General features: G+C 62.5%; 10 protein-coding genes. 4 read left to right on the top strand and 6 right to left on the bottom strand.

The features are described 5' to 3' along the window. Positions 1 to 10 precede the first annotated feature (10 nt). The 3 genes from OP496_RS01265 to OP496_RS01255 all read right to left on the bottom strand — a co-directional run bounded on the left by OP496_RS01265 (position 11) and on the right by OP496_RS01255 (position 3,601). Complete coding sequence (locus tag OP496_RS01265; protein ID WP_280561512.1) at positions 11 to 1,201, bottom strand: amino acid aminotransferase; 1,191 nt, start codon at positions 1,199 to 1,201, stop codon at positions 11 to 13. Beyond that, positions 1,185 to 1,541, bottom strand: coding sequence for a 4a-hydroxytetrahydrobiopterin dehydratase (locus tag OP496_RS01260; RefSeq protein ID WP_280561511.1), 357 nt, complete (start codon positions 1,539 to 1,541; stop codon positions 1,185 to 1,187). Before OP496_RS01260 ends, OP496_RS01265 begins: the two co-directional genes overlap by 17 nt. Before the next feature lie 80 nt (positions 1,542 to 1,621). Next, positions 1,622 to 3,601, bottom strand: coding sequence for an ATP-dependent DNA helicase RecQ (locus OP496_RS01255; RefSeq protein ID WP_280561510.1), 1,980 nt, complete (start codon positions 3,599 to 3,601; stop codon positions 1,622 to 1,624). A gap of 188 nt (positions 3,602 to 3,789) precedes the next feature. Between OP496_RS01255 and OP496_RS01250 the strand changes: the two genes are divergently transcribed. From OP496_RS01250 to OP496_RS01240, 3 genes are read left to right on the top strand one after another with little or no spacing between them, the layout of a single operon-like run. Beyond that, positions 3,790 to 7,500, top strand: coding sequence for an ATP-binding protein (locus tag OP496_RS01250; RefSeq protein WP_280561509.1), 3,711 nt, complete (start codon positions 3,790 to 3,792; stop codon positions 7,498 to 7,500). Further along, a complete protein-coding gene (locus tag OP496_RS01245; protein ID WP_280561508.1) occupies positions 7,497 to 8,123 on the top strand; it encodes a hypothetical protein in 627 nt (208 codons plus the stop codon). Before OP496_RS01250 ends, OP496_RS01245 begins: the two co-directional genes overlap by 4 nt. Continuing rightward, positions 8,120 to 9,379 carry a hypothetical protein gene (locus OP496_RS01240; RefSeq protein ID WP_280561507.1) on the top strand — a complete coding sequence of 420 codons (1,260 nt, stop codon included), beginning with the start codon at positions 8,120 to 8,122 and terminating at the stop codon, positions 9,377 to 9,379. The genes OP496_RS01245 and OP496_RS01240 overlap by 4 nt, the downstream gene beginning before the upstream one ends. 62 nt (positions 9,380 to 9,441) lie before the next feature. Here OP496_RS01240 and OP496_RS01235 read toward each other — a convergent pair whose 3' ends face one another. Further along, positions 9,442 to 10,776, bottom strand: coding sequence for a replication-associated recombination protein A (locus OP496_RS01235; RefSeq protein ID WP_280561506.1), 1,335 nt, complete (start codon positions 10,774 to 10,776; stop codon positions 9,442 to 9,444). A 225-nt stretch (positions 10,777 to 11,001) separates the two neighbouring features. Here OP496_RS01235 and OP496_RS01230 point away from each other — a divergent pair, with 225 nt between their 5' ends. Then, positions 11,002 to 11,547: a hemerythrin domain-containing protein gene (locus OP496_RS01230; protein ID WP_280561885.1), complete on the top strand. Its 546-nt coding sequence runs from the start codon at positions 11,002 to 11,004 to the stop codon at positions 11,545 to 11,547. 29 nt (positions 11,548 to 11,576) lie between these two features. On the opposite strand, the gene OP496_RS01225 is transcribed toward OP496_RS01230, so the two are convergent. Both OP496_RS01225 and OP496_RS01220 read right to left on the bottom strand, forming a co-directional pair. Beyond that, positions 11,577 to 12,836, bottom strand: a complete 1,260-nt coding sequence (locus OP496_RS01225) for a Y-family DNA polymerase (protein WP_280561505.1) — start codon at positions 12,834 to 12,836, stop codon at positions 11,577 to 11,579. Further along, positions 12,824 to 13,288 carry a S24 family peptidase gene (locus OP496_RS01220; RefSeq protein ID WP_280561504.1) on the bottom strand — a complete coding sequence of 155 codons (465 nt, stop codon included), beginning with the start codon at positions 13,286 to 13,288 and terminating at the stop codon, positions 12,824 to 12,826. The genes OP496_RS01225 and OP496_RS01220 overlap by 13 nt, the downstream gene beginning before the upstream one ends. Positions 13,289 to 13,292 lie beyond the last annotated feature (4 nt).

Genomic DNA, 13,292 nt, shown 5'->3' with positions numbered 1-13,292 from the left:
GGGCCTTTTATCAGCCGACGACGGTGGCGATGGCCTTGGCCACGTAGGGCAGATTTTCCTGCGCCAGACCGGCAACGTTGGCCCGACCGGAGCGCACCATGTAGATGCCGAACTCGTCGCGCAGACGGTCGACCTGTGCCGGATTCAGTCCAGTATAGGAGAACATGCCACGCTGCTCGGCGATGAAGGCGAACCGCTCGTCCAGTCCATAAGGCTTGAGCGCTTCCACGAAATCTTGCCGTAGCCCGTTGATGCGGTCACGCATCTCGGTGAGTTCCTCACGCCACATGTTGGCAAGTGCCTCGTCGTTGAGAATCTCGGCGACCACTGCGCCGCCATGGGCCGGCGGGTTGGAGTAGTTTTCGCGGGCGACGATGGCCATCTGCGAGCGGACGTTTTCCATCTGCTCGCCATCGCGGGCGATCATGATCATGCAGCCGGTACGTTCGCGATAGACCCCGAAGTTCTTGGAGCAGGAGCTGGTGATCATCACTTCATCGAGGTTTTCGGCCAGCAGGCGCGGGCCGTAGGCGTCGGCATCGAGGCCATCGCCGAAGCCTTGATAGGCAAAGTCGACCAGTGGCAGTAGACGCCGCTCGCGCACGACTTCCAGCACGCGTTGCCATTGCTCGCGTGACAGATCGAAGCCCGAGGGATTGTGACAGCAGGCATGCAGCAGTACCACATCGCCTTCGGGAATCTGCTGCAGGGCGCCCAGCATACCGTCGAAATCGAGACGGTTATCGGCGTCCACGTACGGATACTTCTTCAGCTCGACGCCTGCCGCGTGAAAGATGCCCAGGTGGTTGGGCCATGTCGGATCGGAGACCCAGATGCTCTTGCCGGGCAGTTGCGACTTGATGAAGTCCGCCGCCAGGCGCAATGCCCCCGTGCCGCCGGGAGATTGCGTGGCACTGGCGCGGTTAGCGGCCAGTACCGGTGAAGCTGTCCCCAGGACCAGTTCGAGTACCGCCTGGCCGTAACGCGGATCGCCGTGTGAGCCGATATAGCTCTTGGTCGTCTCGTTGTTCAGCAGCCGCTCCTCGGCCTCCTTGACGGCCCGCATGACGGGCGTATTGCCGTGCGCGTCACGGTAAACGCCGACCCCCAGGTCGACTTTCTGGGGGTTGGGATCCTTCTTGAAGGCTTCAATAAGTCCGAGGATGGCATCCCCGGGTACGCGTTCAATCTGCTCGAACATTGGACTGCGCTACCTCGTCGGTTCTGGCGGCCATGATGAAATCGTTTTGGTGCAAGCCCTTGATCTTGTGCGACCACCAGGTAACGGTGACCTTGCCCCATTCGGTGGTCAGCGCCGGGTGATGACCTTCTGCCTCGGCGATATCGCCCACCTGATTGGTGAACGCCAGGGCCTGCTTGAAGTTGCGGAACGTGAACTCACGTTCCAATTGCATGATGCCATCGCGCTCCACGATCCGCCACTCGGGAATCTCGGCGCCGAGACTATGCATTTCCCCTTCGCTGACGATGGGGGCGTCGGCGCTGCAGGCTTCGCATTTCAGTTCGGCAAGCTCGCTCATGGTGTTCTTCGCCTCCTTCGAGTGATTTCTATCAGTGTAGAAGCCAGCGCCGGGGCAGGCCTACCGCAACGGCGCGTGATTTACGCTTCGCTCGAAGATATGGCCTTCACGGCCGCGTGGATCTCCGGGTAGGGCCAGTCTTCCAGCGCTGCGAACCCTTCGAGCTGACGTGCCTTGAGTCGCGTCAGCACGGGATTGGTGAGCCCCGCGAGAAAGCGTGTGAATAGCGCGTCGCTGGGCGGCGGTGCATCGGATAAGGCGGTCAGTCGTTCATGCAAAGGCGCACATAGCGCGGCCACCTGGTGCGGCTCGAGCGGTGCACGTGGCGTCTCCGTGGGCCACTGCGCGATATGGCCGCGACACACCGAGCAATGACCGCAGTGCTCGGGCGCATTGGCGTCACCGAAATAGTCGGCCAGGCGCCGGCTGAGACAGGTCGTCGACTCGAATAGCGCCAGCATGGCCTGCAGGCGCTCGATCTCGGCGCGCTCCTTGCGTTGGAAGTACGTCGTAAGCCGCTCGGCCAGCGCGGCAATATCGATCTCGGGGGCGAGCACGGCGTAGACCTCGGTCATCTGCTTGCTTTCGAGCTGAATGAACCCTTGGTCGTTGAAATACTCCAGCGCACTGATGACGCGGCTTCGCGAGGTATCGAGTCCGCGCTCGGCGCCGAGAGTCGCCAGTGCATTTTGATCCAGCTCGCACCAGGTCCGCGCGCGCGGTGAGGCGTCAATCAACGCGGCGACGAAGTCGCGACGCTCGCCGCTGAAACGCTCGATCAGCGCCGACGGATCGAGCAGATACTTGAAACGGTACTCGGCGAAATAGGCATAGCGCGGCGCGATGATGCCTTCGAGTTCGAGCTGCACCAATAGCGTCTTGAGTGGTAGTGGCCGAATGTTGCTGTGCTGCGAGAGTGCATTTAAACGGACTTCCCACTGACCGTGGGGCGCGGCGTCATTGATGTCGCGCAGCACTCGTTCGATACCGTCGCGTTCCGGCGTATCGCCGTAGACGAAATTTTCCAGCGCCCCGAGGGCGTCGCGTCCGCCGAGCATCAGGCACTGGGACGGTTGGTTATCGCGCCCGGCGCGACCGATCTCCTGGCTGTAGTTCTCGATCGACTTGGGCAAGTCGAAATGCACTACGTTGCGGATATCGGCCTTGTCGATGCCCATGCCGAAGGCGATGGTGGCGACGATGCAATTTATCTCGCCGCGCATGAAGGCCTGTTGCAGCGTATCGCGGGTCTCGCTGTCGAGGCCGGCGTGATACGCCCGCGCGTCGATGCCCGCCTTGCCGAGATAAGCGGCCAGTCGCTCGGCGGTCTTCTGCAAAGTGACATACACGATGCTTGGTTGTGCCGGTGTCTGCGCCAGGCGCGGGCCGAGCCACTCGGCCAGGGTGCGAGAACGTTGATCGGCGGCGGTGGGCTGCACCTGCAAGTCGAGATTAGGACGATAGAATCCGGTGGCGGCGACGTCATCAGCGGCGATGGCGAAGTTCTCACGCATATCTTCGATGACGCGGGGCGTTGCCGTAGCAGTGAGCAGCAGCGCCTGAGGAATGGCGAATTCGCGCTGATAGGCGGGCAGCTTGAGGTAATCGGGGCGAAAGTTGTGGCCCCATTCGGAGAGACAGTGCGCCTCGTCGACGACCAGCAGCGACACCGGCACCTGACGCAGGAAGTGACGAAAACGTTCGTTCTTGAGTCGCTCCACCGAGACCATGAGGATGCGGATCTCGCCCTGCTTGACGCCACGCATCACGGCGGAGGCTTCCTCACGGCTCTGGCGTGAATCGAGACTTGCGGCGGCGATGCCATGACGCGCCAGGAAGTCGAGCTGATCCTGCATCAGCGCGAGCAGCGGTGAGACCACCAGCGTCAGGTGAGGCAGATGCAGGGCTGGCAATTGATAGCACAGCGATTTGCCGGACCCGGTGGGAAAGATCGCCGCCGCCGAGCGTCCCTGGGTCACGGCCTCGACCACCTGGCGTTGGCCGGGGCGAAAGTCGGCGTAGCCGAAGACGCGTTGCAGGGTGTCGTCGATGTCGGCCATGCGGTGCTCCTTGCCACGATCTGAGGGCGATATCTTACACCCTGTGGCCATCGAGGTGCTGGATTAGCTTCACTGCATGGTGTGTTCTTTGCAATGGATGGCATGGATGAGGTGCCAACTTGGTTGTGCATGCCGGCGGTGGGTAGAATGGTTTTTTGAAAAAAAGCGCAAACTACCAAGGACGCGGCATGGCCCATTTGTTACGTATCGTGATGATTCACGGTCATCTGGAAGGCGTCGTCGAACTGGATGTCGATGGCCATACCAATATTTGCGGCACCAACGCCTCGGGCAAGACCACGCTGCAGCGACTGGTGCCGGTCTTCTATGGCGAACTGCCCAACAAGGTCGTCCCCAAGACACGGATGAAGTTCGATGCTTTCTACCTGCCGCATCGCAACAGCTATCTGATCTACGAATACCGTCGTGAAGCCGGTAATGTCTGCCAGGCCGTGCTGACACGCAAGAAAGAGGGCGGACTGGAATATCGTTTCGTCGCTGCGCCGTACCAACCCGAGGATTATCTGGTGGAAAGCCAGGAGGGTGTCGTGGCGCTGGAGTACGGCGACTGGCTGGCTGGGTTGCGCCGTGCTGGCATCGACTTCTCGGCCAAGTACGGGGCGACCTCCGAATACCGCGCGGTGATCCAGAATGACTTCACCCAGCAGCAGGGTAATCGGCGCGAAGCGTTGAAGCTGCGCCAGACCGCCGCGAAGTTCAGCCTGGTCAAGCCCGAGCGACGCATTCGTCACATGGAAAAACTGATTTCGGCGGTGCATGCCAAAGAGGGCAAGATGGATACCCTCAAGACCATGCTGGCGGCGATCTTCGAAGAAGACGGCGTCGAACTGCCGGTCACCCGTATCCGCAACACCAAAGCGCGTGACTGGATCGCGCAGATGCGCCAGTCGATGCGTCTGGAACCGCTGCAAAAGTCGCTGGCGGAACTAGCCGACGTCGATCGCGATATCGTCGATCTTGAATCGACACTCTGGCAGCTCAAGCCACAGTTGGATGCCGACCGCCATCGGGCGGAGCGTGTGCTGGCCGATACCGAGGCCGAGCTGAACACACAGCAGGAAGCCTTTCAGGCGCGCGAGCAGGAATACGAGCAGGCCCGCGACACGTTCAACGACCGCATCAGTGAGCTTGCCAGTGAACTGGACCGTACCCAGCGCAGCCTGAACGATCTGCAGCAGCAATACGAGCAGTATGCCGAGGCCGATATGCCCGCCCTAGAGCGGGATCTGGCCGAACTGCCGCAATGGCGTGAACAGGCCCAGCAGTTGCAGGAGCATCTGGCGGTGATGCAGGAGGCCTCTGCGGCCAACCGCTCACGCCTTGACGGGCGCCTGCGCGAGCTGGCCGATAACCTCTCGCGGCGCACCGATGAGATTCAGGCGCTCATCAATGAACTGGGCGACGAGAAGTCGGCGCGCCAGGAGCAGCAGTGGGCCTCCGAGCGTGAACTGGAAGCCCAGTACCACACGCAGCGCAGCGAACTGGATGGCGCCTACCAGACACGGCTCGAGCAAGGCATCGAACGCTTGGCCGATCTCAAGGCGCAACTCGCCTCGACCGGCCAGGTGCCCGAAGAGGTTCAGGAAGCGGAGCTCGCCCAGTCCAGGGTCGATCAGGCCCAGAGCGACCGCAACGCTGCCGCCAGTCGTCTCGAAGGTTTGCGCCGTGAACACGAAACCCTGCGCCGTGAGCGCGACACGGCAGAGCAGCAGCGAGAAAGTGCCAAACAACAACTCAATCGGGCGAACCAGCGCTCTCAGGAACTCCAGCGTCAGCGCGATCCCGCCGAGGGCAGTCTGCGCTATTTCATGCGTTATCACCGTCCTGGCTGGGAGCATCACCTGGGCAAGGTCATTGCGCCCGAACTGCTCGAGCGTCGCGACCTTTCACCACAGCTTGGTGACAACGAGCACGACGACCTGTTCGGCGTGGCGCTCGACCTTGCCGCCATCGAGCTGCCCGATCATGCCCGCGACGAGGCGAGTCTCAATGCCGCCATCGACGCCGCCGAAGCCGAACAAGCGCGCGCCGACACCGATCTTCAGGCCGCAGAGAAGCAACTCAAAGCTTGCCATGACCGAGTGCAGGGGGCCGAGGAGCCTCTCAGCCAGGCGCGGCTCGCCCTCAAGCATGCCGATGACGAAGTCGAATATGCCCTGGATGCCCGGCATCAACTTCAGGAGCGCCACGCTCGGCAGCAGAAAGAGCGCCGCCAGGCCGCCGAAGAAGCGCTGGCCAGCCAGCAGGCTGCCGACAAGGCGCTACGCGATGAAAAGCGCGAGGCTCTGAGCACGCTCGATGAGACCCATCAAGCGCAACTCCTGGAACTCAAGGCCGATGGCCAGAGCCAGTTGGCCAGCTTCGACACGCGTATCGATCAGTACAAGCAACAACTCGAAGACCTCAAAACCGAGCACCAGCGTCAACGCCAGGAATTGGAAGCTGCTTTCGATCAGGAGCTTCAGGACCAGGGCGGTGATCCCGAAACCCTGCGCTCGACGCGCCAGCGTATCAGTGATCTGCAGGAGCGCATTCGCGTCACCGAAAGTCGCCGCGAAGAACTCGATGCTTACACGCGCTTCATGCGTGTTGAATGGGGCGAGCGCAAGCCGCAACTGGTTGACCGCGAAGCGACGCTGACACGTGACAAGCAGGCCGCCGAGCACCAACGCGATCAATGCCGTAATGATTTTCAGGCCGCCAAGGTGGCGCACCAGCAAGCTGACAAGACGCTCAAGGCAAGCTGCAATGGCGAACGCGAGGTCATCGACGCCCTCAAGCCATTGCTCGGTCAGGTCGACGGACTAGGGCTTGCGTCAACGTCGAGTGCCGCCGGCGAGTCGCCTCGAGAAGCGCCAGGCGATGTGCATGAGCGCATCGAGCGCACGCGCCAGGCGCTGAGTAACCGGAGCAGGGAAGTGGAAACCCTGCGCAAGGGCTGCGAGCAGGTCGAGAGTGAGCTGATCAAGGGCGCCAGTCAGGGCTTCGTCGAGACCTTGGAAGCCGAGCGCGCCAAGCTGTTCAGTGGCTCGGGCAGCGGGACAGGCGAGCAGGGTATCGATCCGCGTCGTCAGCTACCGCTTCTGCGGGGCATGCTGCAATTGCTCGAAGATCAGCAGCAGCAATTGATCCAGCAGGGGCGCAACCTGGGCGCCGATCTGGACAAGTTCTTCACCGTCTTCCGTGACCTCAATCGACGCATCAGCGCCCAGAGCCGCCGCTTGTCCGAAGAGGTGGCCGATGACCTGCGCCTCGAGGGTATCAACAAGGCGGAGGTACGCATTCAGTCGACCATCGACGAGCTGGGCTTCTGGGAGCCACTCAAGCGCTTCGCTCAGCTTTATCGTGACTGGGAGAGCTCCAGCCAGACGCTCCCCAGTGATGATTATCTGGATGCGCTGGCCGATGTCGTCGACTTGCTGCGCCACGACCAGCAATACAGTTTCGAAAGCTTGCTGCGCCTCGAGTTGCACTTGAACGAGGGCGGCACCGACCTGGTGATCAAAAGCGATCGCCAGTTGCTCGAGTCCTCGAGCCACGGCATGGCTTACTTGATCCTGTGCAAGTTCCTGCTCGCCTTCACGCGACTGTTGCGCGGCTCTTCGGAGATCGCCATTCACTGGCCCATCGATGAGATCGGCACGCTGGCCTATCACAACGTCGAGACGTTGTTCGATGCCTGCGATAGCAATCGTATTCATATCGTCGGGGCGTTTCCCAATCCCGAGTCCGACGTCTTGCTGTTATTCCGTAATCGCTATCTGATCGACCGTGATGCCGAACAATCGAGTCGCCGCCGCCTGAAGCGCATCGAACCGCGTCTGAGCCGCTTGGCCGAGCGCCTGCAGGAACGCACCACCGAGGAGGTCTCGTCATGATCGAACATGGTCCGTTGCTGGAGCGTTTGCTGGCCGGCGAGTTCGTCTGCGCCGTGAGCGATGACAGGGCCTTCCGCCGCCTCGAGGATGAGGAGGTGCGCGAGCAGATCGACACCTACCTGCGACCGCTCAATCGCCGTCTGGCCACCAACGCCGAGGGCAGTGTCTACTTCCTGGCCTGGCGACAGCTCAACGACGAGGCCCGGGAGCAGTTATCGCGGCAGCTCGGCGAGGTGCTGCATAGCCTGATGCCGATGCTCGAATGGCTGCAACTGATGCAGGAAGCGATGGGCCATGACGCCCTGGTGGCACCGGGCGATGTGCTCAAGCCCGCCGAGCTCAGCGCCCGCTGCGAGGACAATCAGAGCCTGCGTGAGCAGCTCGAACGCCTCGCCGGTGACAGCTTCTTCGGCTCCCAGAGCGAGCAGCTCGACGCCCAGATGAAGCAGGTCTTCAAGCGCCTCAAGGAGCACGGTTATCTGCTGCAGCCGCATGCCGACCGCCAGGTCTATCTGGTGACCGGCAAGATCGATTACCTCGTCGATCTGGTACGGCTCATCCGTGACGAAGAAAACCTGCCCGTCGACGATGAGAGCCCGCAGGCGCAGGAAAGCTTGTTATGAAGGAGCTTGCTGTGAGCGACGAGCATGCGCTGGAAAGTCGCCTGATCGGCACCGGCGTGGAGCGTCTGGCGCTGCTCGGCAAGCACGCCGACGCCCTGATGCAGGGCTACAGTCGCGATGAAGTGCCGCTGGAGGCCTTGAGCGATAGCGCATTGCGGCGGCTGTTGGCCGCGCGTATCGTCTGGCGGCCCGACGATCAGGGGGGCGTCAAGCTGGCGCCCCGGGTGCGCGAGTTGATCGCCGAGATGCTGGCCGACGAAACCCGCCGCCAGGTCAATACCGATGTGGGCGAAACCCTGGAACTGGTGCGCACGTTGGTGCAGAGCTACCGCGAGGCTCAGAACCAGAGTGAATACTGGCACCAGGAGCAGCAGTTGCTGCGCCTGCGCCAGGCCGTCGATGATCTCAATGGGCGTTTTGCCGACGCCATCGATAGTCTCTGGCAGCGCCTCAACAGCGACTTCGGTTTCGTGAGCCGCCTGAACGACAAGATCCGCGAAAACGATCGTGCCCAGAAGCAGATCGTGCGCCTGCTGGATGGCCTGCAACTGATCGACTTCGATGAGCTGATCGAACTGGTGGGTAGCGACGGCACCCTGCGCAAGCTGCTGATCAGTCAATTGCAGCGCCAGGTCAGTCAGCATTACACCAGCCTGCGTGAAGTTCAGAGCCGTCTGACCGAACTGATGGCCCGGTTTCGCCAGCAGCAATCGCGTAGCCGGCTGATTAGCGGCATGGCGGCGTTTCTACGCGAGCACCCCAACTTCGTTCCTGGTAACTATGCGCGGCGCAGCGAAGTGCCTGACCTGATCAACCAAGCCAGTCCTTTGATCGCCGCAGCCGCGCCGGCCCTGGATCATGAGCCGGACATTCGCGTGCTGACCGACCTCGTGCTCCAGCTACCGACGCCGGTGCACAAGCCGCAGGCCGTTGCCGCCGCACGGCCTGCCGAGGCCGAGGAGCAAAGCCTGGTGGCGGCGAGCCAACAGGCGCTCAAGCAGGACGTGGAAAATTTCTACCTGACGGTGATCGACCATCCCGATCCCATGGGCATCAGTGCACTGGCCTACCTGCAGGACAGTGACATGGAATGGGGCGACGAGATCTGGCTCTTCCAGGTGATCGCCGAGTATCAGGGCCTACCGCGTAGTGAGCAGCGCGCTTTTCACCTGCACCAGGTGGAGAGCCGCGCCAGCGACTTCAACGACCTTCGCCTGATTCACGACGTCACCCTGCAACTGGCGCATTTGGCATGAACGACAGGAACGGGTCCACTCAATTGTTTTTTTGTCACCGCCGCTGAGAGCGGCGGTGCGTTTCATGATGTCCCATCGGCTTGGGCGTCGAGTTCGGCGCGCCAGGCCTGCATTTGCTTGAAGCGTTTTTCCTGGCCGTATTCCGTGGGGGCGAAGAAGGTGGTCGCGGGGAGCTCCGCGGGCCAGCAGTCATGCGCACGGCCGGCGGGGTAGCCGTTGGGCTCGTTGTGCGCGTATCGGTAGCCTTCGCCATGCCCGAGGGATTCCATCAATTTGGTGGGGGCGTTGCGCAAGTAGGTGGGCACTTCGAAGTCGGGATTCGCGGCGACGAAGTGCTTGGCGGCGTTCCAGGCCTGGTCGATGGCGTTGCTTTTGGGGGCGATGGCGAGATGCAGCGCGGCATGGGCGATGGCGCGTTGGCCTTCGTAGTCGCCCAGACGCAGGTAGGCGTCCCAGGCGGCCATCACCAGTGGTAGGGCACGGGGCTCGGCATTGCCGACGTCCTCCGAGGCGATGGCGGCGAGGCGGCGCACCACATCGAGCGGGTCACCGCCGCCTTGTACGAATTGTGCGATGTACAAAAGCGCGGCATCGCTGCGTGACGAGCGTATCGATTTATGGATCGCCGAGAGCAGGTCGTAATAATGATCGCCCTGCTTGTCGAAGGCGCTGGCCTGGTGCCCCAGGACTTCATGCAGCGCCTGCAGGGTCAGGCGCTCGCCGTTCTCGGTGGGCTCGGCGAAGTCGCAGGCCGTTTCCAGCAGGCCCAGTGCGCGTCGCGCATCACCCGAGGCCGAGCGTGCGAGCGTTTCCAGCACGTCCTCGTCGGCCTCGATATGGCGCTCTCCCAGGCCGCGCTGGGTATCCGTCAGGGCCTGATGGAGCACACGCAGCAGATCGTCCACCTCTAGCTTTCGTAGCACATAGACGCGCGCCCGCGAGAGCAGCGCCGAATTGACCTCGAATGACGGATTCTCGGTGGTGGCGCCGATCAGCGTCAGCAGTCCGGATTCGACGTGCGGCAGCAAGGCATCCTGTTGGCTCTTGTTGAGACGATGAATCTCATCGAGGAACAAGAGCGTCGGCTGTCCGCGCACCTGCCCTTCGCGGGCGCGTTCCACGGCGGCACGGATGTCCTTGACGCCGGCCATCACCGCCGATAGGCGTTCGAGCATGGCGCCTGAAGCATCGGCGAGAATATCGGCCAAGGTGGTCTTGCCCACGCCCGGTGGCCCCCACAGGATCATCGAGCGTATCGCGCCACTTTCCGCCATGCGACTCAGTGGTTTGCCGGGGCCGACCAATGCCTCCTGGCCGACGTAGTCGTCCAGGCGGCGAGGCCGCATGCGATAGGCCAGCGGTGTGTTATCGGATTGGGATGAAGCGAACAGGTCCATGTGTATGCCACCGGTGGGTGAGTCGAGTCGCCGAAACCGTTTCTAGACTTTCGGCCAACAGGCGTAATCCTGTCATACACGCTAGGGTAAAACATTCGAGTCCCGGTAGGGTGTTTCCCTCGGGAGAGTGGGAGTCAATGAAGACTCTCGCCTAAACTGGAAAATAAGGCTGCCGGATACCCCGCGCTGCCACGCGCCGACTGCAAAGGAGGCTTTTACATGCCCATGCTGACCCAATTGCGCCAAGACCATGCCAACATGGCGCGTCTGCTGCACGTGCTGCAGCTCAAGCAGAAAACGCTGGCGGAAGGCGAGCGCCCCGACTTCCAGCTGATGCGCGAGGTCGTGGATTACATTCTCGATTATATGAGTGGCTTCACCGCTCCGCTCGAACGGATGTGCACCGAACAGTTGAACACACGGGCGCCGGAGGCCAACGCGCTGTGCCAGCGTTTGTCTGAGGATTATCGGGCACTCAATGCCCGTCTGGCCCGGCTTTCCCAGAATCTCGACATGATCCTGATGGACGCGGTGGTGCCGATGGATCAGTTCAGCGAGGACCTCAAGGCCTATCTGGAGTCGCATCGTGCCTATCTGCGCGGCGAGCGCGAGGAGTTGTTTCCGCTGATTCGCGAACATTTCGACGAGGACGACCTGGATCAGCTGGCAAAGGCCCTGCCCGAAGGCGCGGAAGCTGAGCTGGCTCGTCTGCAGGAAGCTTACCCGGTGCTTTACGCCGAGTTCCGTGAGGCACCTTCGCCGTTGAGTTGAGTTATATCGGCACGTGCACGTCATAATGATTACCGGGCGCGGGCGCGCGGCAGTTCATCCCAGCGCGTGGTGTAGCACGCCGAGCGATAGGCGCTATTCATTTGCCAGGGCGCATCGGCGGGCTGCGGGCCCAGGGTCAGTGCCTGGCGCCCGTAGCGGGCACGGATCGCGTCCCAGGCCTCCATCAATGCCTCTCGCCGGGCGGGTTCGGCGCCCTCGAAGAGCGTCGTCTGGCTTTGCTGGCGGGGCGTCAGTTCGGCGAGCATTATCCCGAGCTTCTGATAAGCCGCAGGTTGCCAGATCTGGTCGAGCAGACGCTGTGCCGCGCGGGTGAGTTGCTGCGTGTCGGCACTGGGAAATGGCAATGCGGTCCACTCGCAGGCATGGCGAAACGTGCCGGCGTGGTACGGGTTGGTACGCAGATATACACCGATCGCCGAGGCCTGCATGGCGTCGCGTCGCAGCTTTTCGCCGGCGCGTTGGCAGTGATGACGTAAAGCGCCGGCGAGGGCGGCATGGTCGCGTAGGGGACGCCCGAAAGAGCGCGAACAGAGAATGCTACGGCGCGGGGTTTCCAGGTCGTTCATCGACAGGCAGGGATGGCCGTTGAGTTCGCTGGCGGTGCGCGCCAGTACCACGCTGAAACGACGTCGTAACTCGCTGTCGGGTGTCTCGCGCAGCGCGGCGGCGGTGAGCACGCCCATGCCGGCCAGGCGTGCGTGGAGTCGTTCGCCCACGCCCCACACATCGTGCGGCGATAGCCGATTCAGATGCGTCTTCAATTCGGGCGCGTCGGCATGCGCCCAGACACACACCTGAGGGCGCGTCGACTGCGCCTTGGCCTGGCGGTTGGCGAGCTTGGCCAGGGTGCGCGTCGGGGCGATGCCGATGGATACCGGCAACCCTACTTCTCGCACCACGCTATGCACCAGGCGAGCGCCCAGGGCGTGCCAGTCTTCCTGCAAGCCGCGTAGATCGAGAAAACACTCGTCGATGGAATAGGGCTCCAGCGTCGGTACTTGGCGCGCCAGAACCTGTTGCACGCGTGCCGAGAGGTCTCCATAAAGCGTGTAATTGGACGACTTCAGCACCACACGACGCCGCAGTGCCGGGTCGATCTTGTGGGTGGGGATGCCCATGGGAATGTCGAGTGCCTTGAATTCCTCGGAACGCGCGATGACACAGCCGTCGTTGTTGGACAGCACGCCCACCGGAACGCCCTCCAGACGCGGTTCGAAAAGACGCTCGCAGGCGGCATAGAAGTTGTTGCAGTCGATCAGCGCGAACATGACGGTATGGCCGGTTCCTCGCCCGTGGCGGGCAAGGCATGAATGGCGTAGCAGATGACGCCCCACAGGCGGTAATCGTTGTCCTCGAAGGGCAGCGTCGCCAGGCCGGGGCGTGACGGCGCGAGGTATAGCTGTGGCCCGCGGCGTTCGAGGCGTAACACGCTCAGCTCTCCGTCGATGACTGCGACCAGCCAATGCCCGGGGCGCGGTGAGATGGCGCGGTCGATCACCAGCAAGTCGCCGTGATACAGGCCGGCGTGGTGGTGGTCATCGCCCTCCAGGCGCATGAAGAACGTCGAGGCCGGGCGACGCACCAGATGGTGATGTAGATCCAGCGGGGCTTCTCGGTAATCGTCGGCCGGGGAGGGGAAGCCGCTGGCGCCGCGTGGCAGAGTGTCGCTCGATGCGGGCGCCGAGGTCGACGCGGCGAGAGCGATAGGCGTCATGGACATAGCG

Source organism: Chromohalobacter sp. 48-RD10 (assembly GCF_029889785.1).
GTDB lineage: Bacteria > Pseudomonadota > Gammaproteobacteria > Pseudomonadales > Halomonadaceae > Chromohalobacter.
The sequence above is the reverse complement of the archived record's forward strand: the minus strand, read 5'-3'. Positions and strand labels throughout refer to the sequence as shown.

Coding starts and splice junctions, on each gene's coding strand:
- OP496_RS01265 (WP_280561512.1), bottom strand. CDS start 1,201: ATGTTCGAGCAGATTGAACGCGTACCCGGGGATGCCATCCTCGGACTT.
- OP496_RS01260 (WP_280561511.1), bottom strand. CDS start 1,541: ATGAGCGAGCTTGCCGAACTGAAATGCGAAGCCTGCAGCGCCGACGCC.
- OP496_RS01255 (WP_280561510.1), bottom strand. CDS start 3,601: ATGGCCGACATCGACGACACCCTGCAACGCGTCTTCGGCTACGCCGAC.
- OP496_RS01250 (WP_280561509.1), top strand. CDS start 3,790: ATGGCCCATTTGTTACGTATCGTGATGATTCACGGTCATCTGGAAGGC.
- OP496_RS01245 (WP_280561508.1), top strand. CDS start 7,497: ATGATCGAACATGGTCCGTTGCTGGAGCGTTTGCTGGCCGGCGAGTTC.
- OP496_RS01240 (WP_280561507.1), top strand. CDS start 8,120: ATGAAGGAGCTTGCTGTGAGCGACGAGCATGCGCTGGAAAGTCGCCTG.
- OP496_RS01235 (WP_280561506.1), bottom strand. CDS start 10,776: ATGGACCTGTTCGCTTCATCCCAATCCGATAACACACCGCTGGCCTAT.
- OP496_RS01230 (WP_280561885.1), top strand. CDS start 11,002: ATGCTGACCCAATTGCGCCAAGACCATGCCAACATGGCGCGTCTGCTG.
- OP496_RS01225 (WP_280561505.1), bottom strand. CDS start 12,836: ATGTTCGCGCTGATCGACTGCAACAACTTCTATGCCGCCTGCGAGCGT.
- OP496_RS01220 (WP_280561504.1), bottom strand. CDS start 13,288: ATGTCCATGACGCCTATCGCTCTCGCCGCGTCGACCTCGGCGCCCGCA.